This window comes from Methylobacterium sp. WL64 (assembly GCF_008039945.1).
GTDB lineage: Bacteria > Pseudomonadota > Alphaproteobacteria > Rhizobiales > Beijerinckiaceae > Methylobacterium.
In genome coordinates, this window is the sequence record NZ_VRVA01000003.1 from 127,523 (window position 1) to 152,671 (window position 25,149).

Here is a 25,149-nt window from a genome sequence, read left to right on the forward strand (position 1 = left end):
GGGTCCCGAACCGCTCCTGAGAACGGGACCCGATCCGTGCCCCCCTCCCCCGGCCTGTCCGACCTGTTGCCCGGCCTCGGGTCGCGCACGTTGGTCATGGGCATCCTCAACGTCACGCCCGATTCGTTCTCCGACGGCGGCCTGTTCTCCGGTGAGGCCGAGGCGGTCGCCCAGGCGAAGCGCCTCGTGGACGAGGGCGCCGCGATCCTCGATATCGGCGGTGAATCGACCCGGCCGGGCCACGTTCCCGTCCCGGCCGAGGAGGAGCAGGCCCGCGTCCTGCCGGTGATCCGGGCGGTGGCACCCGGCCTGACTGTCCCGATCTCGATCGATACCTACAAGGCGTCCACCGCGCGTCTCGCGCTCGAAGCGGGCGCGCGCATCGTCAACGACGTCTGGGGCCTCCAGCGAGAGCCCGACATCGCCTCCGTGGCAGCCGCACACGGCGCCCCCGTGGTGATCATGCACAACCGTGAGACCATCGACGCGGATCTGGATATCATCTCGGACCTGCTGACCTTCTTCGAGCGCTCGCTCGACATCGCCCGGCGGGCCGGCATTCCGGAGCGCGACATCGTGCTCGATCCTGGCGTCGGCTTCGGCAAGACCTGGACGCAGCACCTGGACGTGCTGCGGCGCCTTCCCGAGATCCGGGCCCTGGGCTTTCCCGTCCTGGTTGGAGTCTCCCGCAAATCGCTGCTCGGCCGACTGCACGACCGTGAAACCCGGCCGGCGGACCGGCTCTACGGATCGCTCGCAGCCCATGCCCTCGCCGCCACGCTCGGAGCCGACATCGTGCGGGTCCACGACGTCGCGGCCCATGTCGATGCCGTTCGGGTTGTCGACGCCGTCATGCGGCCGGACGCCCGATGAGCACGGACCGGATCGGCGTCGCCCGCATCGCGGTGTTCGGGCGCCACGGCGTGCTGCCCGAGGAAGCCGTGCTCGGTCAGCGCTTCTACATTTCGATCGATGCGCGGCTCGACCTTGCGCCGGCCGGTCGCTCAGACGACGTCGCCCACACGGTCAGCTACGCGGACCTCACCGAGATCGCCGTCATGATCGCGACGGAGCGCCGGTTCAACCTCATCGAGGCTCTCGCCGAGACGATCGCGGCCACGATCCTCGAACGCCACGCCATGGTTGAAGCGATCACGATCCGCATCGACAAGCCGAGCGCGCCGGTGCCCGCGATCCTGGATGGGGTCAGCGTCGAGATCACGCGCCACCGCGGAGCCCGCGCATGAGGGCGTATCTCGGCATCGGCAGCAACATCGGCGACATGGCCGCGATGCTCGACCGTGCGGTCGCGGGGCTTGCCGCGACGCCCGGCATCGACGTGGTCGCCCGCTCGGCCGACTATCGGACACCGCCCTGGGGCAAGACCGATCAGCCCTGGTTTCTCAATGGTGCGGTGGCCGTCGATACGACGCTCGATCCGCATGGGCTGCTCGATGCCTGCCTCGGCGTCGAGCATGCGCTCGGGCGCATCCGCGACGAGGAGCGCTGGGGCCCCCGGGTGATTGACGTCGACGTGCTGGCGTACGAGGGAGCAACGGTGGACGACGCGCGGCTGGTTCTGCCCCACCGTCATGTGCGGGAGCGTGCCTTCGTGCTGGTGCCACTGGCCGAGATCGCCCCGGATCTCGTGATCGGCGGTGAGCGCGTCGCCGATGCCCTGGCCAAGCTCGACCGCGCCGGGATCACGCGAGTCTGAGCTGAGGCTTGCGGGCGGCTGTCAGCCCGCAAGTCCGAAGCGTGGCCTACTTCGCGCCGGGTTCGGCCATTTCATTGGCCTCGTCGTCGAGGAGCGGCACGTCGTAGTCGCGCAGTACCTGATCGATGTCTGCCTTGCGCTTGCGCAGGACCGTATTGAGCGAGCGCTTCCAGTCGTTCTCGCCGAGGCGCACACCCATGGCGATCCGGTAGGCCATAGGCGGACGGGAGGGCTCCTTGAGCAGGGGCGTCACCGTCATGGGCGTTCCGGATTGCTTCGCAAGCCATCCTGCAGCAGGTCCCCAGAGCACCGCTGCATCGATGTCCTTGGCAGCCAGCCCCCCGACGATCTCGGCGCCGACGGTCTGGTACTTGCGGGCCGGATCGAGCTGATAGGGCGCGTAGGCCTTCATGGTCGAGACGAGGCCGAGATCACCCATCCGGTTCACCGGCGGTGTGCCGGCGATGACCCCGATCGCCTTGCCCTTCAGCCGCGGATCGTCGAGGGCGGTGATGCCGTCGAGTTCTCCCGTGCGGGTGACGAGCACGTAGGACGAGCGATAATAAGGATTGGTGGTCTGGACGAGGTCGCTGCCGAAGGCCTGGCCCATGATCAGGTCGCACAGGCCGGTGCCCAGCGTGTTGCGCACGAAGCCGGGACCCTGGGTCAGCCAGTAGTAGCGGACCTTGATCTTCAGTTCGTCGGCGATGATCGCCGCGATCTTGTTCTCGAAGCCGTCTTCCTTACGCTCGGAAAACGGCATGTTGCCGGGATCGCCGCAGACGCGCAGCACATCGGTCGTAACCGTGTCCGGTAGATGCTGCGCTGCAGCCCCCTGCGCCACCGTCATCGACAGGGCGCAGAGGGCGAGCGTCCGGGTAAAGGACGATGCAAGGGAGGACATCAGCCGCCCATGCACTCCTTCTCGGCCTTCCGGGCGGTCTCAGGCTTGTCCTCGTGGTCGGAGGGACGAACGCGGCCAACCGCGCCATCGGCCCGGGCCTTGAGGTAGGTGTAGAGATCGTCCGAGTAGCACATGACGTTCTTGTTATCGCCAAAGGCCGGCATGACCTTCTGCTCGGATGCGCTGATGTCCTGCTTGCCGCCCACCAGGATGCCGATGAACTCCTCGTACGAGAGGTGCTTCAGCGAGTCCTTCAGGGCCGGCGCGTAGGTCGAGCCCATGCCATCAGGGCCGTGGCAGACGTGGCACTCGGCGTGATAGCGGCGGTAACCGGAGTAGGTGTACCAGTCGAGCTTCTTGCCATCGTTGGTAACGTGGTACGTCGGATGGCCGTCGGCGTCGACGTACTTGCCGTCCTCGACCTTAACGGCGGCGTTCTTCTTAAGTAGAGCGGGGTCCTGCTCGGCGGTCTTGTCGTTCGCGTTCAGCGAATTGGCGAGAGCCGGATCGGCAGGCTTGGCATCCTCAGCATGTACGGCAACCGCGGAAACGGTCGCTAGGGCGAGGGCGGCGAGAAACGGCCGCGTGACGATGTTGCTGAGGTTGTGCAACGCGTAGTCTCCCTGGAGCGAGGCCCTTCGTCTCGCTTGGAGCCGTAGCCTCTTACGACGAATTCTAATCACAAGGATGCCGGCGCGGAAACCCGCGCCGGCACCATTTCGACACCTAAACCCTGCGGCCGATTAGTTCGGCAGAGCGAAGACGGTCAGCTGACCACCGAGGTTGGTGTACTGCGAGAGGGCTGCGTAGCCGCCCACCGCGCCGAGACCGGCGTTCGGGTCGGTCAGACCGGCCGCGAGGCCGATGCCGGCCCAGCCGCCGACGCCCGACAGGACGCCCACGTACTGCTTGCCCTTGAGCTGGTAGGTCATCACGTTACCGATGATGCCCGACGGCGTCTTGAACTTGAACAGCTCCTTGCCGGTCTTGTCGTCGACAGCCTTCAGGTAACCTTCGAGGGTACCGTAGAACACCACGTCACCGGCGGTGGCGAGAGCACCGGACCACACCGAGAACTGCTCGGCGTTGGACCACTTGATCTTACCGTTGACGCCGTCCCAGGCGATGAAGTTACCCATGCCGCCGTGCGAGTTCGGGGCCGGGTACATCGACAGGGTCGCACCGACGTAGGGCTGGCCCGGGGTGTAGGTCACCCGGAACGGCTCGTAGTCCATGCACACGTGGTTGGTGGGCACGTAGAACAGGTTGGTCTTCGGCGAGAAGGCAGCAGGCTGCTGATCCTTGGTGCCGAGGGCCGCCGGGCAGATACCCTTGGAGTTGGTATCCTCGCCGTTCTGCTCGGTCGAGTACTTCGACACGACCAGCGGCCGGCCGTAGTTCTTCGAACCCTTGTCCATATCGACCTTGGTCGCCCAGTTGACGGCCGGATCGAACTTCTCGGCGACCAGGAGGGCGCCGGTCTCGCGGTTCAGCGTGTAGCCGAAGCCGTTACGGTCGAAGTGGGTCAGGAGCGGCTGCTCCTTGCCGTCAACCTTCTGATCCGTGAGGATCATCTCGTTGATGCCGTCGTAGTCCCACTCGTCGTGGGGGGTCATCTGGTAGACCCACTTGGCGACGCCGGTATCCGGGTTACGCGCCCAGATGGTCATCGACCACTTGTTGTCGCCCGGACGCTGCTTGGGGTTCCAGGTCGAGGGGTTGCCCGAGCCGTAGTACATCAGGTCGAGCTTGGGGTCGTACGAGAACCAGCCCCAGGTGCAGCCGCCGCCGGTCTTCCACTGATCGCCTTCCCAGGTCTTCAGCGAAGAATCCTTGCCGACCGGCTTGCCGAGCGAGGTGGTCTTCTCCGGGTCGACCAGCATCTGGTCGTCCGGGCCGATGGAGTAGCCGCGCCACACCTTCTTGCCGGTCTTCAGGTCGTAGGCGGTGACGTGGCACTGCACGCCGAACTCGCCGCCCGAGATGCCGACGATGACCTTGTCCTTCACGGGCAGAACCGTGGCGGTGTTGGTCTCGCCCTTCTTCGGGTCGCCGTTGACGACGGACCAGTTCACCTTGCCGGTCTTGGCATCGAGCGACACGAGGGTGGTGTCGGCCTGGTGCAGCAGGATGGTGCCGTCGGCATAGGCGAGGCCGCGGTTGACCGTGTCACAGCACATGACCGGGATCACGGACGGATCCTGCTTCGGCTCGTACTTCCAGACGATCTTGGCCTCGTGGTCGAGGTCCAGGGCGTACACGATGTTCGGGAACGGCGTGTGCACGTACATCATGTTGCCGATCACGAGCGGCGAGCCCTCGTGGCCGCGCAGCACGCCGGTCGAGAAGGTCCAGGCAACCTGGAGGTTCTTCACGTTCGCCGAGGTGATCTGATCGAGCTTCGAATAACGGGTGTTGCCGTAGTCAACCGTCTGAAGCGCTTGTTCCGCCGGGTTGGCGATGCTCTTCAGGACGCTTTCGTTGGCCAGCGCCGGCGCGGCGATAGCCGCGACACCTGCGCCGAGCGCGAGGAGATGTACCGCTCTCATGGGTTCCTCCGACAAGTCTTAAGAGTCGTACAGACGCACTTAGAGAGTGGCGTCGCTCGGACCCCGACCTGACTGTTTGCGACAGGGATGGACGCTTCGGTAGCGGGCGTAGCGGACTTGAGGAGATCGAAAGATCCCCTCGCCAGGAGCCGCCATCCCTGAGGCGGCTCCCTCGAAACCGAAGCTTGCCCGGACCTTAAGAGATTTTTGAGCGCCGTCAACTCGATGTTGCTGAGCCTTGGGGATACGGTGAAAGCTTCTTTTTGCGTAACAAAACACGCGCGAATGTCATTGCTGTGCAATGTGGAATGCTGCGCTGCACAAGCTGGGGTGCGGCTATTTGGGCCCGTCTCAGGCTGCAGAGCGCGCTGTCCATGCAGTTCTTGCACGCCCAGGCCGCCAGGCTCGTTCCACTATGCTCCGACTGCCTGATGAGCGTGACCATAACCGGTATTCAGGGCGCAGGCTGAGAGCTTGTTCAATCGCGGTGCGAAATGGTCGAGCTTGGGAAATGGCGGCGTTTTCGTGGGTTGAAGACTGCTTGTAGTCCCGCCGCTCGCGTTGGATGCGACGTTTTGGAGCCCGTGGCTCGTCCTCCTCACGAGGCTGTGATTGCCGAATCGTCCCGGCTCGATTCGTGACGTTCAAGACAGCAACGGTCCGGCGGGTTGGGCCGGGTGTTGCGCCGGCATCAGCGGGTTCAGGCTCGGCCGGGGACAGCTTGGTGCGGGGTGGCCGGGCGTCGCTACGAACAATGCATGCAGACAGCCCTTGCCGGCCGTCAGTAACGTCGGTCGTTACCGGTCACAGCGCGCCGACGTCGCCAACGCTTTCGAATTCGGCACTGTCGCCGACGAGGTCCGTCAGGGAGATGTCGACGCGGCGGCCGTTCTTGAGACGGAGCTGGGCATCGGGTTCGAGCCAGATCGGTCTCAAGCCGGCATGGCTGCCGTGGAGGTCACCGTGGGCGAACACACCGCCCTGCCTTCGCTCCACGACGACACGGTAGCGGACACGAACGCTTTGGCATCCTTCAGCCGTGACAAGGCCCCGCCCGGTCAGCGTCGTCAGGATCTCGTTCGGTTCGAACATACGCGTGACGCGGCGGTAGGATTAAGTGGCAAGCAACATTGCCACTTAATCCTACCGCCGCGACGTGTCACGCCCTCGTGACCGTATTGTTGCGTGAAGCGGCAGCGTCGTCGGCGTGCAGGCGTCGGAAGCTTCACGGTGCTGAGCTGATACGGACAACCGGCGACAGCCCTGTGCTTCGCAGCATCTGGGGAGCAGGTCGCCGCCGATACCGTTCACGGCGGGCGCGATACGCTGAAGACAACTCCGTTCGAGTCTTTCGGTGCGGTCGCCTACCGTGCCGGGGTGCAACCCCGCTTCGATAACAGCGCCACAAAAATCAAACAGACTGGCTGCGCCTGGCCGTGGGCCGGGGGTCGACACGGACCTAATCCTCGATCGGGGTAACGCTTACGGCGAAGGCCATGTGAGCCAGGTCCGACGACCGGCCATCCTTCTTTGGGGCGACATTCGAACAGGCGGCCTGGGCCCCGAAGATGGTTCGCTGAGAGATGTCTCTCTTCCTCGATCCCAGGATGCCGGAAATTTACTCAGAGTGGCTCCGGTCAGGGCCACATCCCGCGCCGAGGCGCGGTAAACACCTATCGACCGCCACCGCCCCTGCAGACGCTGTCCCGGCGCCCGCCCGTGACCTAGCCATCGACACCCGAGTGACCCACCGCGCTCGTCGGCTCCAGTTCTCGAACCACGATGCGGCCGTTCTCGACCGAAAGCGCCAGACGACCCTGCTTCAAGGCGAGGGCCTTGTCGCCGAACAGGGTCCGGCGCCAGCCCTGCAGCGCGGCGACCTCGGCGGTGTCGTCGTCCGCGATGGCCTCCAGGTCGTCCACCGTCGCGATGATCTTCGGCGCGACGGCCTCGGACTCGCACACTGCCTTGAGCAGCACCTTCAGCAATTCCACGATGGCACCGTTGCCGCCGCTCCGGCGCATCCGCTCCGGTATGCGGATGTCACCGGTGTCCCGGGTGAGACCGCGCTCCACGGCGGCCAAAATGTCGGCTCCAGTGCGCGAACGCTCGAAGCCGGCCGGAATCGTCCGCAGCCGGCCCAGGGCCTCGGCGCCGCGTGGCGCCGCCGAGGCGACGTCGATCACCGCCTCATCCTTCAGGACCCGGCCACGGGGGACGTTCCGGGACTGTGCCTCGCTCTCGCGCCAGGCCGCTACTTCCATGAGCACGGCGATCTCACGGGGCTTGCGCATCCGTCCGGAAAGCCGCCGCCAGGCCTGGGCCGGGTCGGCCCGGTAGGTCTCCGGCGACGTCAGGACCGCCATCTCCTCGTCGAGCCAGGCGCCGCGATCGGTGCGCAGCAGCTCGGCGACCAGGACTTCGTAGACCTTCACCAGGTGGGTGACGTCCGACAGGGCGTAGCTGAGCTGGGCTTCCGAGAGCGGCCGCCGCGACCAGTCGGTGAACCGTGACGATTTGTCGATCTTGGCCTTCGCCACGTCGTTGACGAGCTGCTCGTACGACACGGAATCCCCGTAGCCGCAGACCATGGCGGCAACCTGCGTGTCGAAGAACGGCTGCGGCAGGATCCCGCCCATCAGCCAGATGATCTCGAGATCCTGACGGGCCGAGTGGAACACCTTCACGGTCCGCTCGTCGGCCATCAGATCAATGAACGGTTGCAGGTCGATGCCCGGTGCCAGGGGATCAACCAATACGCCGGTCCCGTCCGGTGCCGCGATCTGGATCAGGCACAGTTTCGGGTAGTACGTCGTCTCGCGCATGAACTCCGTGTCGACGGTCACGAAGGGTTGCTCGGCGAGACGCGAGCAGACGTCGTGCAGCGCGGCGGTGGTGGTAATCAGGTCCATGGATCCGGCTATACGCAACCGGCGCCGTCATGGGGAGACGCCTGCGCGAAGGTCCCCATGTTTCACACGGTCCTCTTTGCGCCCGGTCAGCTCGCCAAGGCCGTCCGGCGGCGCGCCTGGGCCTGCCGGCGGATCCGCATTGCGTCGGCCCGGCGCTGGGCTTCGGCGCGCCCGAGCAGGCGATCCAGGATGCCGGTCTCGATGCGCTCGCCCGTGGCGCCGTCGGTCAGCCGGCGGATCCGGTCGACCCGGAAGCCGCGATAGCCGCCCCGGCGGGCGTCGATGCCGCCCAGGAGCGTCCGGCCCGGTCCGAGCTTCAGTTCGCGCGCAGACAGGGAGCGGTTGCTCCAGGCACCGGTCGCGTCCTCGTAGACCAGATCGAAATGCCCCTCGAGCGGTAGCGTGCGCCAGGCGCCGGACTGGCTTTCGACGGGCCGGTCGGGACGGCCGACAGAAACGGAAAACGCGTTTTGGCTCATGGACATCATATGGGGATCGTGGGCCCCGTCCGGTAGGCTGGAGGCCCGGTTCGGCACCGGTTTCCGGCGTCGCGTGCTTGACTTGGGGGGCCTCGCGTGAATGGTGCCCGCCTTCCCAGAGAAGAAGCCCGTCATGCACCGTTACCGTTCCCACACCTGCGGGGCGCTCCGCCCGTCCGACGTCGGACAGACCGTCCGGCTCTCCGGCTGGTGCCACCGCATCCGCGACCATGGTGGCGTGCTGTTCATCGACCTGCGGGACCATTACGGCCTGACGCAATGCGTGGTCGATTCCGACTCGCCCGCCTTCAAGGCCGCCGAGGTCGCGCGCTCGGAATGGGTGGTGCGTATCGACGGGCGCGTGCGCACCCGGCCCGCCGGCACCGAGAATGCCGAGCTGCCGACCGGGGCGGTCGAGGTCTACATCGACGATCTGGAGGTGCTGGGTCCGGCCGGCGAGCTGCCGCTGCCGGTCTTCGGCGATCTGGAATACCCTGAGGAGACGCGGCTGCGGTACCGCTTCCTCGACCTGCGCCGGGACAAGCTCCACGCCAACATCATGAAGCGCGGGGCGATCATCGACGCGCTGCGCCGCCGGATGCGCGACGGCGGCTTCTTCGAGTTCCAGACGCCGATCCTCACCGCGTCGTCGCCCGAGGGCGCGCGCGACTACCTCGTGCCGTCCCGGGTCCATCCCGGAAAGTTCTACGCGCTCCCGCAGGCGCCGCAGCAGTTCAAGCAGCTGACGATGATCGCGGGCTTCGACCGCTACTTCCAGATCGCGCCCTGCTTCCGTGACGAGGACGCCCGCGCCGACCGCTCGCCGGGCGAGTTCTACCAGCTCGATATCGAGATGAGCTTCGTTACCCAGGAAGACGTGTTCCAGGCGGTGGAGCCGGTCCTGCGCGGCGTCTTCGAAGAGTTCGCCGAGGGCAAGCGCGTCACCAAGGAGTTCCCGCGCATCACCTTCGCGGATTCGATGCTGAAATACGGCGTCGACAAGCCGGACCTTCGCAATCCCCTCATCATCGCCGACGTTACCGATGAGTTCGCCCGGGACGACGTGGCGTTCAAGGCCTTCAAGGGCGTCATCAGTGCCGGCGGCGTGGTCCGGGCGATCCCGGCGACCGGAGCCGCGTCGCAGCCGCGCTCGTTCTTCGACAAGCTCAACGACTGGGCCCGCTCCGAGGGCGCGCCCGGGCTCGGCTACGTCGTGTTCGAGGACGACGGCGGGCAGCTTACCGGCAAGGGGCCGATCGCCAAGTTCATCCCGGCCGAGGTCCAGGCCCTGATCGCGCAGAAGACCGGCGCGAAGGCGGGCGACGCGGTGTTCTTCTCCGCCGGGACCGAGGCCAAGGCGGCGGCGCTCGCCGGCAAGGCCCGCATCCGCGTCGGCGACGAGCTCGGCCTCTGCGACAAGGATCAGTACGCGTTCTGCTGGATCACGGACTTCCCGATGTACGAGTGGAGCGAGGAGGAGAAGCGGATCGACTTCTCCCACAACCCGTTCTCGATGCCGAACATCGACCGCGAGGACTTTTTGGCCCTCGACCTCGATACCCTGGCCACAGAGGGCCAGGACGGCGAAGTCACAAAAAGAATCTTGGGTATCAAGGCGTTCCAGTACGACATCGTCTGCAACGGCATCGAGCTGTCCTCGGGCGCGATCCGCAACCATCGCCCCGACGTGATGGAGAAGGCCTTCGCGATTGCCGGCTACGGCCACGATGTGCTGGAGCAGAAGTTCGGCGGCATGCTCAACGCCCTGCGCATGGGCGCCCCGCCGCACGGCGGCATCGCCCCGGGAGTGGACCGCATCGTCATGCTCCTGTGCAACGAGCCGAACATCCGCGAGGTCGTGCTGTTCCCGATGAACCAGCGCGCCGAGGACCTGATGATGGGCGCGCCCTCCGAGGCGACGCCCAAGCAGCTCCGCGAGCTGCACATCCGCCTGAACCTGCCCGAGAAGAAGGCGTAAGCGCAGGCGGTCCGGTCGCGCCGTGGCGAGCCTCGTCGCGGTCGTCGTCGCCCATGACAGCGCCGACGTGCTGCCGGCCTGTCTGGCGGCACTGGCGCGGCAGCACGTGCCGGCGATCGTGGTCGACAACGCCAGCCAGGACGCCTCCGTGCCGGTGGCGGAGGCCGCCGGCGCGCGGGTGATCCGCAACGCCCGCAACGAGGGCTACGGCCGCGCCAACAATATCGGCGTCACCGCGGCCGTGACGGCGGAGCGGGTCCTCATCGTCAATCCGGACGTGGTCCTGCAGCCGGGGTCCGTCGATGCGTTGCTGGCGGCGGCCGCCGCTTGGCCGGATGCGGGAATGCTGGCGCCGCGCCTGGTCGAGCCGGACGGGCGGTTCTTCTACCAGGCGCGCTCGCTGCTGGCGCCGTATCTCACCAACCCGGGGGGACGCCCGGCGCTGCCCGAGGGCGATGCCTGCGCGCCGTTCCTGTCCGGGGCCTGTCTGATGATCGCGCGGGCCCTGTTCCTCGACCTCGGCGGCTTCGATCCGAACATCTTCCTGTTCTACGAGGACGACGACCTCTGTCGGCGCGTAGCCGATGCGGGCCGCGCCCTCGTCCACGTCCACGGCGCCGTGGCTCTGCACGGTCGCGGGCGCTCGTCCGCACCGGAGCTTGGCCGGGTGTTCCGGTCGCGCTGGCATCAGGCGTGGTCGCGGGCCTATGTCAGCCGCAAATACGGCCTGCCCGACCCGAGCGTGTCCCACCTCATGACCAACCTGCCGAAGGTCGCGCTCTCGGCACTCGCCCTGCGCCGGTCCGGGCTGGAGCGGTACGGTGGCTCCGCATCCGGCGCCCTCGCCTTCCTGCGCGGCCGAGACGCCCTGGCCCGCGAGGGGCTGCGCTGATGGCCGGCCCCACGATCGCCACCGCCCTGGCACGCGGCCGCAACGGCTTCACCGGCTTGCGCCTGGCGCTGGCGCTGGCGGTGGTCGTTTCGCACGCTTTCAGCGTCGCTACCGGGGCCGCGGGCGACGAGCCGCTGGCGCGGCTCACCGGCTACACTCTGGGCGAGCACGCGGTGAACGGCTTCTTCGCGGTCTCGGGGTTTCTCGTCACCATGAGCTGCGACCGGCGCGGCCTCAGAGACTACGCGCTGGCCCGCGCCCTGCGGATCCTCCCGGGCTTCGTCGCCGCCACCGTGCTCGTTTCTCTGCTCCTCGGCGCCGCGATGACGCGCCTGCCGCTGAGCGAGTACCTGCGCGATCCAGCCCTCTGGTCGTTCGTGCGCGGGACGCTGACCGCCTTCAAGAGCAACGCCGCGCTGCCCGGCGTCTTCGAGGCCAACCCGTACCGGGCGCCGCTCGGCACGATCTGGACCTTAAAATACGAGTCTCTTTGCTACCTGGGCGTGCTGCTCGCCGCCCTATGCGGCCTCCTCCGCCGGCGGATCCCGACGCTCTTGATCGTTGCGGGGCTCGCTGTCGCCTTGACGGCCGCCATAGCTTGGCGTGGCCCCGAGTTGCCGAAGGGTCTGGAGACGGTCCTGCGGCTGCCGCTCATCTTTTCAGCCGGCGCCGGACTGTATCTGTGGCGCGACAGCCTGCGCGTCTCGGGTGTCGTCTTTGCCGGCCTGGCTGTCGCGGCCACGCTCCTCGCTCGAACGCCGGCCTACCCGCCCCTGCTGTTCCTGGCGGAAGCCTACGGCGCCGTGTGGCTCGCCCTCGGGCCGATGGCGCGCGGCCTGTTCGATCCGAGGGCCGACCTGTCCTACGGGATCTATCTCTACGGCTGGCCGGTGCAGCAGAGCCTGCATGCCCTCTGGCCAGAGCCCTCCGGCCTCGCCCTGCTCGCTCCCGCGCTCGCAGTGACGCTGCCGGTGGCGGCGCTGTCCTGGTACGGCGTCGAACGGCCGGCACTGGCGCTCAAGGCGCGGGCGCTCGGCCGACGCAGCCTCGGCACGATCGAGCCGGCCGGGCCGTGAGCACCCTCCCCCCATCGGCCGCGCTGGCCCTTGCAGCACGGCTTCTGGAGGCCGAGGGCTTCGCCATCGTCGCCCGGAACGAGCGCGGTGACAGCCTCTATCTCGCGCTATCTAAGAGCCCCTGGCACCTGCGTCTGTCGAACCATGCACGAACCGCCAAGCAGCGCGCCCGGCGCAATGACATCCTGACGAGCCTGATCATCGATGCGCCCCGCTCGCCGGATCAGGTTCATACGCTGGTCCTGGGGGCATTGAAGAACTTCAGCGCGGCACTGACTCTACGAGAGGCTCAACCCTCGGCCTCGGCCTCGGGCTCGCGAAAGTAGGGTTCGACGGTGCCCTTCAGCTTCACGGTCATCGGGTTGCCGGCCCGGTCGAGGGTCTTGCCGGCCGAGAGGCGGACCCAGCCCTCGCTGACACAGTATTCCTCGACGTTGGTCTTATCGACGCCCTTGAATCGCACGCCGACGCCGCGCTCCAGCATGGCCTCGTCGTAGAACGGGCTGTTCGGGTTCGCGGCCAGGCGGTCGGGAGGCGTGTCGGTCATCATCCGGATCTCGGGTCGGTTTCGTGTGCGGCCCCGCGCGGGTCCGGCAGGGCGAAGGGCTCGCCGGTACGGGAATCCGGCTCGGCGCGCAACGCCGCGAGCAGGTCGGCGATCCGCCCGCTCTGCAGCAGCGGCACCAGCCGCGTCACCGTCGCGTGCGGCCGGTCCCACCAGGCGGTCTCCACCAGCGCCGCCACGGCGGCCTCGTCGAAGCGGTGGCGCACCACCCGGGCCGGGTTGCCGGCGACCACAGCGTAGGCCGGGACGTCCCGGGTCACCACCGCCCGGGCCGCGACCACGGCGCCGTGCCCGATCGTGACGCCGGACAGGATCATGCAGCCGGACCCGAGCCAGACATCGTGCCCGATCACCACGTCGCCGCGCGAGGCGTGGTGATCCGCCGGTGCACGCGCATCCGGGAACAGGCCGCGCATCGCCGCGAACGGGTAGGTGGAGGCCCAGTCGAGCCGGTGGTCGCCGCCGAGCAGGATCTCGACCTTGTCGGCGATGGAACAATAGCGGCCGATCGTCAGGCGACGGCCGCTCTCCGGGAAGCGCACTTTGGGACGCCCGTACGAGTAAGCGCCTATGGAGAAGCCGTGCGCGCGCGCCAGCGCGGCGAGGTGGATCCGCGTCTCGTTATGCGGGTTGCGCCCCCTACGCAGCCGGTGCAACAGACCGGTCACGATGGGATCCGGCGCGGTGCGCGACCGCGTCGTCTCCGGGAAAGTAGGCGAGCTGGAAGGTGAGCGATGGCCGATAACATGTCCGAGGACCTCAAGGCCGGGGCGCTCGTCTACCACCGCCTGCCGCAGCCCGGGAAGCTGGAGATCCAGGCGACCAAGCCGCTCGGCAACCAGCGCGACCTCGCCCTCGCCTACTCGCCCGGCGTCGCAGCCGCCTGCATGGCGATCTACGACGACCCGCAACAGGCTGCCGAACTGACGATCCGCCAGAACCTCGTGGCGGTGCTCACCAACGGTACCGCCGTCCTCGGCCTTGGCGATATCGGCCCGCTCGCCTCCAAGCCGGTGATGGAGGGCAAGGCGGTCCTGTTCAAGAAGTTCGCCGGCATCGACGTGTTCGACATCGAGGTCGACCAGAAGGACGTCAACAAGCTCGTCGACGTCGTCTGCGCGCTCGGGCCGACCTTCGGCGGCATCAACCTGGAGGACATCAAGGCGCCGGAGTGCTTCGAGGTCGAGGAGCAGTGCCGGGCCCGGATGAACATCCCGGTCTTCCACGACGACCAGCATGGCACCGCGATCATCGTGGCGGCGGCGGTCCTCAACGGGCTCGAACTCGCCGGCAAGGCGCTTTCGGATGTCCGCATCGTCACCTCCGGCGCCGGCGCGGCGGCGCTGGCCTGCCTGAACCTGCTCGTCTCGCTCGGCGCGACCCGGGAGAACATCACGGTCACCGACATCAAGGGCGTGGTCTACAAGGGCCGCCCGGAGCTGATGGACCGGTGGAAAGACGTCTACGCCCAGGAGACCGAGGCGCGCACGCTGGCCGAGGTGATCCCGGGGGCGGACGTGTTCATCGGCCTCTCGGCCGGCGGCGTCCTGAAGCCCGAGCTGCTGGAGAAGATGGCGGACAAGCCGCTGATCATGGCGCTCGCCAACCCCTATCCGGAGATCATGCCGGACCTCGCGCAGGCCAAGCGCCCCGACGCGATGATCTGCACCGGCCGCTCGGACTTCCCGAACCAGGTCAACAACGTCCTGTGCTTCCCCTACATCTTCCGTGGGGCGCTCGATGTCGGCGCCACCAGCATCAACGAGGAGATGAAGCAGGCGGCCGTGAAGGCGATCGCGGCGCTCGCCCGCGAGACTCCCTCCGACGTGGTCGCGCGGGCCTATGGCGGCGAGGCACGGCCGTTCGGCCCGGAATCGCTGATCCCCAGCCCGTTCGACCCGCGCCTGATCGTGCGCATCGCCCCGGCGGTGGCCAAGGCCGCGATGGATTCCGGCGTCGCCGGCCGGCCGCTCACGGATTTCAACGCCTACGTCGACAGCCTCGACCGGTTCGTCCACCGGTCCGGCCTCATCATGAAGCCGCTGTTCTCGAAGGCGAAGGCCGACCCCAAGCGGGTGATCTACGCCGAGGGTGAGGACGAGCGGGTCCTGCGCGCCGTCCAGGCGATCGTGGAGGACAAGGTCGCGTTCCCGATCCTGGTTGGGCGCCCGCGCGTGGTCGAATCGCGCCTGAAGCGCTTCGGCCTCTCCATTCAGGAGGGTCGCGACTTCGAGCTGATCGATCCCGAGGACGATCCCCGCTACCGCGCCTACGTCCAGACCTATCTGGACGTCGCCGGCCGGCGCGGCATCACCCCGGATGCCGCCCGCACGCTCGTGCGCACCAACAACACCGTGATCGGCGCCATCGCGGTCCGGCGCGGCGAGGCCGACGCCCTGATCTGCGGCCTGGAGGGCCGGTTCGAGACCCGGCTCAGGATCATCCGCGACGTGATCGGCCTGGCGCCCGGCATCGCCCAATGCGCCGCCATGAGCCTGATCGTGACCAGCGAAGGTGCGTACTTCCTGGCCGACACCCATGTCCGCCAGAATCCCACCGCCGAGGAGATCGCCGAGGTCGCTCAGGCCTGCGCCGGCCATGTCAGCCGCTTCGGCCTGACGCCCAAGATCGCCCTGCTGAGCCACTCGGATTTCGGGCAGTCGGATTCCCCCTCGGCCATGAAGATGCGGGAGGCGCTGGCGCTTCTGCAGTCGCGCGACCCGAACCTGATGGTCGACGGCGAGATGCAGGCGGATTCGGCGCTCTCCGAGCTGGTGCGCGACCGGGTGCTGCCGGGCTCGCGCCTCAAGGGCGCGGCCAACGTCCTGATCTTCCCGAACCTGGATGCGGCCAACATCGCGTTCCAGTTCGCCAAGGTTTTGGCGGACGCGCTGCCGGTCGGGCCGCTGCTGATCGGCCCGGCCAAGCCCGCCCACATCCTGACGCCGTCGGTTACGGCCCGCGGCATCGTCAACGTCACCGCCGCGGCCGTGGTCGAGGCGCAATCCGAGCCGGCGCCCCTGCCCGGGGGCGAAGCCGGCGCCGGCATGATCTCCGAGTAAACTGAGCGGAACGATCCCGGCAGCTTCGGCTGCCGGGATCGTTCCGAGTCGCGCCTTCAGGCCGCCCGGACGGTGTCGAGGAAACGGGACACCTCGGCGGTGAGGTGTTCGGATTGCCGCGACAGGTCGGTGGCCGCGCCGAGCACCTGGCTCGCGGCCTTGCCGGTTTCCTCCGCGGCACTGGCGACGCCGGCGATGTTGCTGGTGACTTCCCCTGCGCCCGCTGCCGCCTGCCCGACGTTGCGGACGATCTCCTGGGTCGCGGCCCCCTGCTCCTCGACCGCCGCCGCGATCGAGGTCGCCACGGCGTTGATGTCCCGGATCCGCGCCGTGATCGTGCCGATCGCCGTCACGGCCTGGCCGGTCGAGGCCTGCACCCGCGCGATCTGGCCGGAGATTTCCTCCGTCGCCTTGGCGGTCTGCTCGGCCAGCGCCTTCACCTCGGAGGCGACCACCGCGAAGCCGCGCCCGGCCTCTCCGGCCCGAGCCGCCTCGATCGTGGCGTTCAGCGCCAGCAAGTTGGTCTGCCCGGCGATGTTCGAGATCAACCCGACCACGTCGCCGATCCGCGCCACTGCGCTGCAGAGTTCCTGCACCAGCGCGCCGGTCTGCCCGGCTTCGGTGACCGCCCCCAGCGCCAGCTTGGCCGATCCGTCGACCTGCCGGCCGATCTCCTGCACCGAGGAACCCAGCTGCTCCGAGGCGGCCGCCACGGTGTTGACGTTGCTGGCCGCCTGCTCGGCCGCTGCGGCCACCGTCGTCGATTGGCTGGCCGTCTGGTTCGCGGTGGCCGTCAGGGTCTGGGCGGTCGCCTGCAGCTCGGCGGCCGAGGACGAGACCTGACCGATGATGCCGCCGACCGCCGTCTCGAAGGCTTCGGCCATCTGGCGCATGCCGGCCTTGCGTTGCTGCTCCGTTGCCAGGCGCGCCTCAGCGGCCGCGGTTTCCAGCTGACGGTTCCGGATCAGGTTGTCCTTGAACACTTGCACGGCCGCCGCCACGGGCCCGAACTCGTTGCGATACTGTCCGACCGGCACCTCCACGGAGGCGTCGCCCGCGGCGAGGTCCCGCATCGTCGTCGACATCGTCCGGATCGGCCTGAGCACGCCGGCGAAGATGACGACGAGGCCCAGGCCGACCAGGAGGACGACCGCCGCGAGGGCGGCGACGTTGCGGACCAGGATGCCGCGTGCCGCATCGGCCAGGAGGTCGGCGTGCTCGATCATATCGTCGAGGCTCGCGTAGGCGAGATCGACGATGGTGGCCTGCGTCTCGGTATTCCGCTGCCGCAGGTCCTGGAACGTCACGCTCGGCGGCGTTCCCTGGCTCAGGGCGTCGAACACGGCCTTCGCGGTGGCCGCGTTCTCGCCCTGGAAGTTCTTGGCGTCGGCATTCTGGAACGCGGACCGAACCGTATCCGAGACGGAGGCGGCGGCCTCGGTGGTGACGGCCCAGGCCGTTTCCAACCGCGCCCGTTCCCCGGCAGCCGCCACGGTCTCGGGCAGGGTCCAGGAGGTGCCGGCCGCCAGCGACGTCTGGACCCGGAGGGCGACGTTTCCGATCGCGACCCGCGCCGCCCAGGCCGCACGCTTGAGGCCGAGATAACGCTGCAGGGCGGCGTCCGAACGGGGGATGGCGCCGTCCACGGCGTTCGTCGTTGCGGTCAGGGCATCGAGCAGCTCTTGATAGGCGGCGAGCATCGCGGGCATCAGCGTCGCGTCGCGTCGCTCCTTGGTGAGGCGCAGGGCCGCGTCGATGCGGGGGCGCAGCGCGTTCACGGCCTCGTGCGCTGCGTTCAGCCGCGTGACGGTCGCGGTCACCGCCGGAACGGTCTGCTCGTGCAGGAGGTCTTGGGCCCTGGCGAAACTCTCGATCATCGCCTGCCGGTTCGTCGCGATCGCCGACAGCGTGTTCGGCCCCGCGGGTTCCTGGCTACCCAGGGCGAGAGTCGAGCCGCGTTCGAGACGCAGTGGCAGGATCGTCTTGAGCAGGCGCCGACTCGTATGGGCCAGGGTGACGGCGAGATCGGCTTGCCGGGCCTGTTCCTGCGCAGAGACGAGCGCAGTCGTCGTATAGCTCAGCAACATCACCGCCAGAGCGGCGATCACCAAGCATAGGAGCGTCCGTATCGAGAACCGTCCAAGCCAACGCATGATCACAATCCGATGGCCGCCCACGGCCTCTGCAGATCCTGATACCTGAAACTTTCTTTCGATGCACCGCATCCTACTGATGCGATGGATTTGCTGTACTTTGATGTTGAAGAACCAAAGAATTATAATAAATGATTCAATAGTTATAGCTTAGACGACGTCATATTGTACGGTGGTGCCGACAACACATCGGCTGTTAATAGAGAATTTTTATGCCGGGGCCAAAGCTCCGCACCGTCGCAGCGGCGAGGCCGCGCGTTTGTCGCACGCAGGGCTTTCGTGGCGTGCCCCGGGACGTGATGACTGAAGTACCCGCTCGAACAGGCGTCCGCGGGCGCGATCCGGTTTCGGGTGCGGGTTCGGGCCGTCGTACCCGGCCGATCCGGCTCCAGAACCGGCGCGCCTGACAGGCCGGCCGCGTCGGGTCAGGCGGCGGTGTCGATCTCGATGCGCCCGTCCATCCCGACCACGCGGCCGAGTGCGCGCACCCGGTTCAGAAGGCGGTCGCTGGCGAGAGCGGCCCAATCCCGCGGCATCCGCAGCGTGACCCGGCCGTCCTCGACGAGGAGCGGCGCCCGGGTGAGCGCACCGTCCATGCCGGCCGAGATCGGGAACGCCACCCGGAGCATCGCGCCGAGCAGGCGGGCCCGCTCAAACAGGCGCGGACCCGCCACGGTCCGGAGGATTGGGTTGGCTTTTTCCGGGGCGAGGCCGCTGTGGCGGAGCGAGACGGCGAGGGCGAGATAGGCCCGTCCCGGATGGTCCACCCCCACGAAGGCGGCGTTCTGGATCGCCGCGATGCTCTGCTCGTCGCGGTAATCGGGGTGCGCGCGCCAGCCGACATCCGAGAGCAGGCAGCCCGCATGGCGCAGGCGGCGTTCGTCCGCGGTTTCGGGGCCGTCCAGCGTCGCCACGAACCGGTCCGTCCACGCGATCAACTCCTCGCCGTGGCGCGGCGCGCGGGAGCGCAAAGCGTTGAACTCCGCCGCCGAGGCGAGGAGCGGATCGACGAGTCGCGTGTCGCGGTCGAGCTGCTCGAACAGCAAGCCCTCCCGAACCCCGGAGGCCGAGATCGCGACTTCCCGCGGGCGCCCGACCCGGATGATCTCTTCGAGCACCACGGCGCCGTAGGCCAGGAGCGGGCGGCGCGCCTCCGAGATCGTGTCGACGTCCTGGAGCAGGCTGACATCCGTCTGCTCGACGATCTGCAGGAAGCTCATCTCGTCGGTGGGCTCCACCGCGTAGCCGTGCATCACGTGGACCGGGTAGCCGCGCGCCGCCTGATGCAGCCGCGCCAGGGCGCGCCAGGTACCGCCGACCGCGTAGAAGGTCCGGCCGCGCAGGGTCTCGAGCTGCGGCTCGGCCTTGCGCATATGCTCGCGCACGATCTTGGCGGCCTTCTTGATCGACCCGCCGGAGAGGTCCTGCAGGGCGAGGCCGCCGAGCGGCATGGTCACGCCCTGGCCGACCACGGTGCCGCGCACGTCCACCAGTTCGAGGGAGCCGCCGCCCATGTCGCCGACCACGCCATCCGGCGCGTGGAAGCCCGAGATCACGCCCATGGCGGACAGCTCCGCCTCACGGCGCCCCGACAGCAGCTGGATCTCCTGGCCGCAGGCGGCCTCGGCGGCGCGCAGGAAGTCCGGCCCGTTCTCGGCGTCCCGGGCCGCTGCCGTCGCCAGCACGAACACCCGGCCGACCCGCATGGTCTCGCACAGCACGCGGAACCGTCCCAGGGCGGTCAGCGCACGGTTGACCGCGTCCTCGTTCAGCCGGCCCGTGGTCAGCACGTTGCGGCCCAGGCCGCACAGGACCTTTTCGTTGTAGAGCGGCGTCGGCGCGCGGCTCAGGCCGTCATAGGCGACGAGCCGCACCGAGTTCGAGCCGATATCGATGATCGCCACCGGCGGCCGCGGATCGCGCGAAGGCCGGTCGGCGGAATGCGCGAGGGTGAGGTTGGCGCGAGGGCTGCCCAAACGTCCGAGTCCTTGATGGAACGTGGCCGGCCGGACCGGCGGGCCGCGTGTGCAATCCGGAGCCGCAACCGAGATCGGCTCCACGTCGATGATTCGCTGCGCTCGCGGCCGAACCGGGATCCCTGGCGACGGCGCAAGCTCTAAGCCCAATCGGGCCGGCAGAGCAACGTTTCGGCCGCCCGGCCCTTTCGCCGGGCGGAGTTTCCGGACGCAGACCCGCACAACATGGTCCCGAAACCTGTCGAGCGTCCCGCGCATCGGCCGGTGCACTTAGGCGCGCTGAGCCCGACGGCTCAGAGCGCGGGGACTCGACTTCTTCGATGCCTTGCCCCGGCCGGAAAGACTTGGATTCGTCATGAAGTACTTGTGCGCGTTGAACGGTTCCTCACCGTCCGCCGGCTGGATCCGCTCGCAGCCCCCGGAGGCCAGCAGCCGCCAGCTCTGACGGTTGTCCAGGAGGTTGGCCAGCATGATCTGGTCGAGGACCTGCTGGTGCACGGTCGGGTTCGTGATCGGCAGCATAGCCTCGACCCGGCGGTCGAGGTTGCGGCTCATCAGGTCGGCCGACGAGATGTAGATCGTCGCCTTCGGGTGCGGCAGCCCGACACCGTTGCCGAAGGCGTAGATCCGCCCGTGCTCCAGGAAGCGCCCGACGATCGACTTGACCCGGATCGTCTCGGACAGCCCCGGGATGCCCGGCCGCAGGCAGCAGATGCCGCGTACCACGCAATCGATCTGCACACCGGCCGAGGACGCATCGTACAGCGCGTCGATGATCTGCGCGTCGACGAGGGAATTGCACTTGATCCAGATCGCCGCCGGCCGGCCGGCCTTGGCGTGGGCGACCTCGGCCTCGATGTTCTCCAGCAGCCGGTTCTTCATCGTCAGGGGCGAGACCGACATCCGCTCCAGTTCGGCGGGCTCGGCGTAGCCGGTGATGAAGTTGAAGATCCGCGAGACGTCCCGGGCGATCGCCGGGTCGGCCGTGAAGAACGACAGGTCCGTGTAAACGCGCGCCGTGATCGGGTGATAGTTGCCGGTGCCGACATGGCAGTAGGTCACGAGCTTGTCGCCCTCGCGCCGGACCACCAGCGACAGCTTGGCGTGGGTCTTCAGCTCGACGAAGCCGAACACCACCTGCGCGCCAGCCTTCTCCAGGTTGCGCGCCCAGCGGATGTTGGCCTCCTCGTCGAACCGGGCCTTCAGCTCGACGAGCGCGGTGACCGACTTGCCGAGTTCGGCGGCCTCCGCGAGCGCCGCGACGATCGGGGAGTTCGACGAGGTGCGATAGAGCGTCTGCTTGATCGCCACGACGTTCGGGTCCCGGGCCGCCTGGGCCAGGAACTGCACCACCGAATCGAAGGATTCGTAGGGGTGGTGGACGATGAAGTCCTTCTGGCGGATCGCCGCGAACACGTCGCCGCCGCTCTCGCGGATCCGCTCGGGAAAGCGCGGGTTGTAGGGCTTGAACTTCAGGTCCGGCCGGTCGATCCCGACGATCTGGGACAGCTCGTTGAGGGCGAGCATGCCCTCGATCAGGAAGATCGCGTCCGCTGAAATCTCGAGTTCGTCGGCGACGAAACCGCGGAGGTCTTCGGACATGCCGGACTCGACCTCGAGGCGGATCACGACGCCCCGGCGGCGCTGCTTCAGGGCGGTCTCGAAATGCAGGACGAGGTCCTCTGCCTCCTCCTCGATCTCGAGATCCGAATCCCGCACCACCCGGAACGCGCCGCTGCTCTTGACCAGATAGCCCGGGAACAGCCGACCGGTGAACATCCCGATCACCTGCTCGATCGAGATCAGGCGCGCGGCGGTCTCACTCTGGCTGGTGGGCAGGCGAACGAACCGATCGATGACGCCGGGAACCCGGATTAGGGCCCGCAGCAGCCGGCCGTCGCGTGGCCGCACCAGCGCCAGCGCGATGGTGGTGCCGAGGTTGGGGATGAACGGGAACGGGTGCGCCGGATCGATCGCGAGCGGCGTCAGGACTGGTGAGACATGATTGAGGAAGTATTCCTCCAGCCAAGCGGCCTGCTCGGCGGTGAGGGCGGCGGGCTCGACGATCTCGATCTCGGAGGCCTGCAGTTCCACCCGCAGCTGGCGCCAGCGCGCCTGCTGGTCGGCGGCGAGCCGCGCCACCTCGATACCGATCCGGTTCAGTTGCTCGGACGGCGTCAGCCCGTCCTGGGACGGGAGCGTCAGACCGGCCCGGACCTGGTCGATCAGGCCGGCCACGCGGACCATGAAAAACTCGTCGAGGTTGTTCGCCGAGATCGACAGGAAGCGCAGGCGCTCCAGAAGCGGATGGTTCGGGTTGGAGGCCTCCTCCAACACCCGGCGGTTGAATTGCAGCCAGGACAGCTCGCGGTTCACGAACCGCTCGGGGGAATGCCGGAGCGAGCGCCCGGCCTCGACCACGGGTTCCCGCGCCGCGCCGGCCGGCTGCTCCACCGGTGCCGCCGGGACGGCGGGCCATTCGTCGGCGGTATCGATCGGTACAGGCTTCGTCTCAGCGGTTGCACCGGGTGCCGCGGCGGCCATCGCTTTCGGGTTGGTGTCGCTCGTCACCGCAGCGCTCTTGACGGCCGCGCTTTTGGCGGCGGCGCTCCGCGAGGCCGTACGAGAGGCGGGAGCGCGCGCCCGCGGAGCCGGTGCGCTCGCATCGGCCGTGTCCTCGGCCGGTTGGCCCGATGCGGCCGTGCGGTTGACCGGCGCGCGCCTTGCGGCGGGGCGGCGTGGGGCCGGATCGGTCGCGTCGGGCCGACGGGGCTCCGCAGCCTCGTCGGCGGCGTCGCGGTCCATGGGCTTCTGCGTCGATTCCATTCCGATTCCTGTCCTTGCCGCTGCCGGCGCGTCTACCATTCTACACCCGTAGCTTTCACGACGCTTTCGTGACGGCCACGGCTTTCCGCTTCTAAGCGTCCGGATCGATCTCGTCGTCGAACCCCATGCGGCGTAGCACGGCCAGCGCCAGGGGCCGGCTGATCCGCCGCCCGCGTCCGAGCGCGTCCCGATCCAGTTCGGCGACGAGATCCCGCGCGCGTCCCAAGGAGCGGTCGATCCGCAGCGCCAATGCCTCGATCACGCTGAGATCCACCACCAGCTGACGGTCGACGAACAGCTTGACCAGGACGGCGCGCAGCAGCGCGTCGTCCGGCGCCTCGATGGCGATGCTCGGCGCCAGGCGCAGCCGCGAACGCAGGTCCGGCGTCACGAGGCCCAGGGCGTCGATGCCGGAGGCACTGGTCAGCAGGACCGGACACGCCCGCTCGCGGGCACGGTTGAGCAGATGGAACAGGGCCGCCTCGTCGCGCCCCTCCGCGCGATCGATATCCTCGATCACCAGCGCGCCGTTCGAGACGAGGTGCTGGACCGCATCCGCCCCGATTTCGGAGGCGGCGGCCGTCCAGGCATGGGCCCGCTCGGCCCAGATCGCCGCGAGGTGGCTCTTGCCGCTGCCCGAGGGGCCGGTCAGCACCAGCACGCTGTCGGGCCAGTCCGGCCAGGCTTCGACCAGCGCGTAGGCCGCCTCGTTCGCCGGCCCGACCAGGAAGTCCTCGCGGCCGTACCGGGGATCGAGGGGCAGGTCGAAGGCCATCTGCCGGGGTGGTGCGTTCTCGCGCATGGGGTGCCCAGATCGATCGTTCAGGATGACCGCGTCTTGGTGGCGGTCAAGGTCCGGCCGGCCTCGTCGTTCAGGTCGATCAGCACCGGTTGCTCGGCATGATAGAGGCGGCTTTGAAGATAGCGCTTCAGGGCGAACCGCACGAGCACGCCGAGCGAGGCCGCCACCGGCACCGCGAGCAGCAGGCCCACGAAGCCGAACAGGGTTCCGAAGGCGAGCAGCGCGAACATCAGCCAGACCGGATGCAGGCCGGTCGACTCGCCCACCAGTTTCGGAGCTATCACGTTGCCCTCGAGGAACTGGCCGATCAGGAACACGCCCACGGTCAGCCCCAGATGCAGCCAGTCCGAGGACGGCCAGAACTGCACCAGGGCGACCCCGACCGAGAGCATGAAGCCGGTGAGCGTCCCGACATACGGGATGAAGGTCAGGAGGCCGGCGATCAGCCCGATCAGAACCCCGAAATTGAGCCCGACCAGCCAGAGGCCGACGGCGTAGAAGCTGCCGAGGATCAGGCAGACCAGGGTCTGGCCGCGCACGAAGCCGGTGATCGCGCCGTCGATCTGGCGTGCGAGGTCGCGCGCCGTGGCCCGGTGCCGGGGGGGCACCCAGCTGTCCAGAGCCGCCATCATCCGATCCCAGTCGACAAGGATGTAGAAGGCCACGACCGGGGTCACCACCAGCAGCGACGCGATCGAGATCAGCGCCTGGCTGCCTGACCAGATCGACTTGAGGAACGCGAGCAGCCACGCGCCGCCCTGGCTCGCCAGCGTGCCAACGGAGGATTGCAGCTCGGTGAGCACGTTGTCGCCGCCGACGCGCTCCAGCAGCGGCCCGGCGCGCTCGGCGATGATCCCCTGGAGCCGTGAGACCATCGCGGGCAGCGCGTTCACCAACCCCGCGACCTGATTGGCGGTCAGCGGGATCAGGATCAGCAGCGACACGATCAGCGCCACGACGAACAGCGCCAGGATCAGCAGGCTCGCGGCAAGGCGGCCGAGGCCCAGGCGCTCCAGACGGTCCGCCAGCGGATCGAGCAGGTACGCCAGCGCGATGCCGGCCACGAACGGCAGCATCACCTCGCGCAGCAGGTAGACCAGGAGGCCGAGGGCGACGAGGCTCCCCAGCCCGATGACAGCCCGTGCGCGCATGATGTCGTCCCCCCTCGGGCCGCATAGCACGCCCTGTCGCAGAGTGGAGATCGGGCAGGTCCCGATCAAGGCACGCGCCAGCCGACTCGCGCAGCGCGCTGGAAGCC

At 68.2% G+C, this 25,149-nt stretch carries 21 protein-coding genes; 8 read left to right on the forward strand and 13 right to left on the reverse strand.

Annotated features, from left to right (window positions below):
* Positions 1–36: 36 nt before the first annotated feature.
* The 3 genes from folP to folK are packed head-to-tail and all read left to right on the forward strand — an operon-like array spanning position 37 to position 1,717.
* Positions 37–873, forward strand: a complete 837-nt coding sequence (gene folP / locus FV242_RS02810) for a dihydropteroate synthase (protein ID WP_147906602.1) — start codon at positions 37–39, stop codon at positions 871–873.
* Positions 870–1,247: a dihydroneopterin aldolase gene (folB, locus tag FV242_RS02815; protein WP_147906601.1), complete on the forward strand. Its 378-nt coding sequence runs from the start codon at positions 870–872 to the stop codon at positions 1,245–1,247. The genes folP and folB overlap by 4 nt, the downstream gene beginning before the upstream one ends.
* Positions 1,244–1,717 (forward strand): 2-amino-4-hydroxy-6-hydroxymethyldihydropteridine diphosphokinase, encoded by a 474-nt coding sequence (folK, locus tag FV242_RS02820; RefSeq protein WP_147937868.1) that lies wholly within the window; start codon positions 1,244–1,246, stop codon positions 1,715–1,717. The genes folB and folK overlap by 4 nt, the downstream gene beginning before the upstream one ends.
* A gap of 46 nt (positions 1,718–1,763) precedes the next feature.
* Here the strand turns inward: folK and xoxJ are convergent, their stop codons facing one another.
* The 6 genes from xoxJ to FV242_RS02850 all read right to left on the reverse strand — a co-directional run bounded on the left by xoxJ (position 1,764) and on the right by FV242_RS02850 (position 8,561).
* A complete protein-coding gene (xoxJ, locus tag FV242_RS02825) occupies positions 1,764–2,621 on the reverse strand; it encodes a rare earth element methanol dehydrogenase accessory protein XoxJ (RefSeq protein ID WP_187193669.1) in 858 nt (285 codons plus the stop codon).
* Positions 2,621–3,232, reverse strand: a complete 612-nt coding sequence (locus FV242_RS02830) for a c-type cytochrome, methanol metabolism-related (RefSeq protein ID WP_147906598.1) — start codon at positions 3,230–3,232, stop codon at positions 2,621–2,623. Before FV242_RS02830 ends, xoxJ begins: the two co-directional genes overlap by 1 nt.
* Before the next feature lie 132 nt (positions 3,233–3,364).
* Positions 3,365–5,170, reverse strand: coding sequence for a lanthanide-dependent methanol dehydrogenase XoxF1 (gene xoxF1 / locus FV242_RS02835; RefSeq protein WP_147906597.1), 1,806 nt, complete (start codon positions 5,168–5,170; stop codon positions 3,365–3,367).
* 804 nt (positions 5,171–5,974) lie between these two features.
* On the reverse strand, positions 5,975–6,262 hold the full coding sequence (locus FV242_RS02840; RefSeq protein WP_147937869.1) for a hypothetical protein: 288 nt from the start codon (positions 6,260–6,262) through the stop codon (positions 5,975–5,977).
* A 632-nt stretch (positions 6,263–6,894) separates the two neighbouring features.
* Positions 6,895–8,082: a ribonuclease D gene (gene rnd, locus FV242_RS02845; protein ID WP_147906595.1), complete on the reverse strand. Its 1,188-nt coding sequence runs from the start codon at positions 8,080–8,082 to the stop codon at positions 6,895–6,897.
* An 86-nt stretch (positions 8,083–8,168) separates the two neighbouring features.
* Entirely contained in the window at positions 8,169–8,561 is a 393-nt protein-coding gene (locus FV242_RS02850; protein WP_187278319.1) for a hypothetical protein, read from the reverse strand.
* Between the two features lie 133 nt (positions 8,562–8,694).
* Between FV242_RS02850 and aspS the strand changes: the two genes are divergently transcribed.
* Genes aspS through FV242_RS02870 form a run of 4 tightly spaced genes read left to right on the forward strand, consistent with a single transcriptional unit; the run spans position 8,695 to position 12,833 of the window.
* The gene (gene aspS, locus FV242_RS02855; protein WP_147937870.1) at positions 8,695–10,539 is read left to right on the forward strand and encodes an aspartate--tRNA ligase; all 1,845 of its coding nucleotides are present in this window, start codon (positions 8,695–8,697) and stop codon (positions 10,537–10,539) included.
* Between the two features lie 22 nt (positions 10,540–10,561).
* On the forward strand, positions 10,562–11,431 hold the full coding sequence (locus tag FV242_RS02860; protein WP_147937871.1) for a glycosyltransferase family 2 protein: 870 nt from the start codon (positions 10,562–10,564) through the stop codon (positions 11,429–11,431).
* Entirely contained in the window at positions 11,431–12,507 is a 1,077-nt protein-coding gene (locus FV242_RS02865; RefSeq protein ID WP_147937872.1) for an acyltransferase, read from the forward strand. The genes FV242_RS02860 and FV242_RS02865 overlap by 1 nt, the downstream gene beginning before the upstream one ends.
* Positions 12,504–12,833: a hypothetical protein gene (locus tag FV242_RS02870; protein WP_147937873.1), complete on the forward strand. Its 330-nt coding sequence runs from the start codon at positions 12,504–12,506 to the stop codon at positions 12,831–12,833. The genes FV242_RS02865 and FV242_RS02870 overlap by 4 nt, the downstream gene beginning before the upstream one ends.
* On the opposite strand, the gene FV242_RS02875 is transcribed toward FV242_RS02870, so the two are convergent.
* Together FV242_RS02875 and FV242_RS02880 are read right to left on the reverse strand one after the other, a co-directional pair.
* Positions 12,797–13,054: a DUF3297 family protein gene (locus FV242_RS02875; RefSeq protein WP_147937874.1), complete on the reverse strand. Its 258-nt coding sequence runs from the start codon at positions 13,052–13,054 to the stop codon at positions 12,797–12,799. The two genes, FV242_RS02870 and FV242_RS02875, sit on opposite strands and share 37 nt — an antisense overlap.
* Positions 13,054–13,728: a CatB-related O-acetyltransferase gene (locus tag FV242_RS02880; RefSeq protein ID WP_147937917.1), complete on the reverse strand. Its 675-nt coding sequence runs from the start codon at positions 13,726–13,728 to the stop codon at positions 13,054–13,056. Before FV242_RS02880 ends, FV242_RS02875 begins: the two co-directional genes overlap by 1 nt.
* Before the next feature lie 78 nt (positions 13,729–13,806).
* Here FV242_RS02880 and FV242_RS02885 point away from each other — a divergent pair, with 78 nt between their 5' ends.
* Entirely contained in the window at positions 13,807–16,134 is a 2,328-nt protein-coding gene (locus tag FV242_RS02885; RefSeq protein WP_147906589.1) for an NADP-dependent malic enzyme, read from the forward strand.
* A gap of 56 nt (positions 16,135–16,190) precedes the next feature.
* Here the strand turns inward: FV242_RS02885 and FV242_RS02890 are convergent, their stop codons facing one another.
* The 5 genes from FV242_RS02890 to FV242_RS02910 form a co-directional block, all read right to left on the reverse strand.
* Entirely contained in the window at positions 16,191–18,287 is a 2,097-nt protein-coding gene (locus tag FV242_RS02890; RefSeq protein WP_147937875.1) for a methyl-accepting chemotaxis protein, read from the reverse strand.
* Positions 18,288–18,712: 425 nt separating this feature from the next.
* Positions 18,713–20,263, reverse strand: coding sequence for an exopolyphosphatase (ppx, locus tag FV242_RS02895; protein WP_147906587.1), 1,551 nt, complete (start codon positions 20,261–20,263; stop codon positions 18,713–18,715).
* A gap of 270 nt (positions 20,264–20,533) precedes the next feature.
* Positions 20,534–23,089 (reverse strand): RNA degradosome polyphosphate kinase, encoded by a 2,556-nt coding sequence (locus FV242_RS02900; RefSeq protein ID WP_147937876.1) that lies wholly within the window; start codon positions 23,087–23,089, stop codon positions 20,534–20,536.
* Between the two features lie 91 nt (positions 23,090–23,180).
* The gene (locus FV242_RS02905; RefSeq protein WP_147937877.1) at positions 23,181–23,891 is read right to left on the reverse strand and encodes a DnaA/Hda family protein; all 711 of its coding nucleotides are present in this window, start codon (positions 23,889–23,891) and stop codon (positions 23,181–23,183) included.
* A 20-nt stretch (positions 23,892–23,911) separates the two neighbouring features.
* The gene (locus tag FV242_RS02910) at positions 23,912–25,042 is read right to left on the reverse strand and encodes an AI-2E family transporter (RefSeq protein WP_147906584.1); all 1,131 of its coding nucleotides are present in this window, start codon (positions 25,040–25,042) and stop codon (positions 23,912–23,914) included.
* Positions 25,043–25,149: the final 107 nt, after the last annotated feature.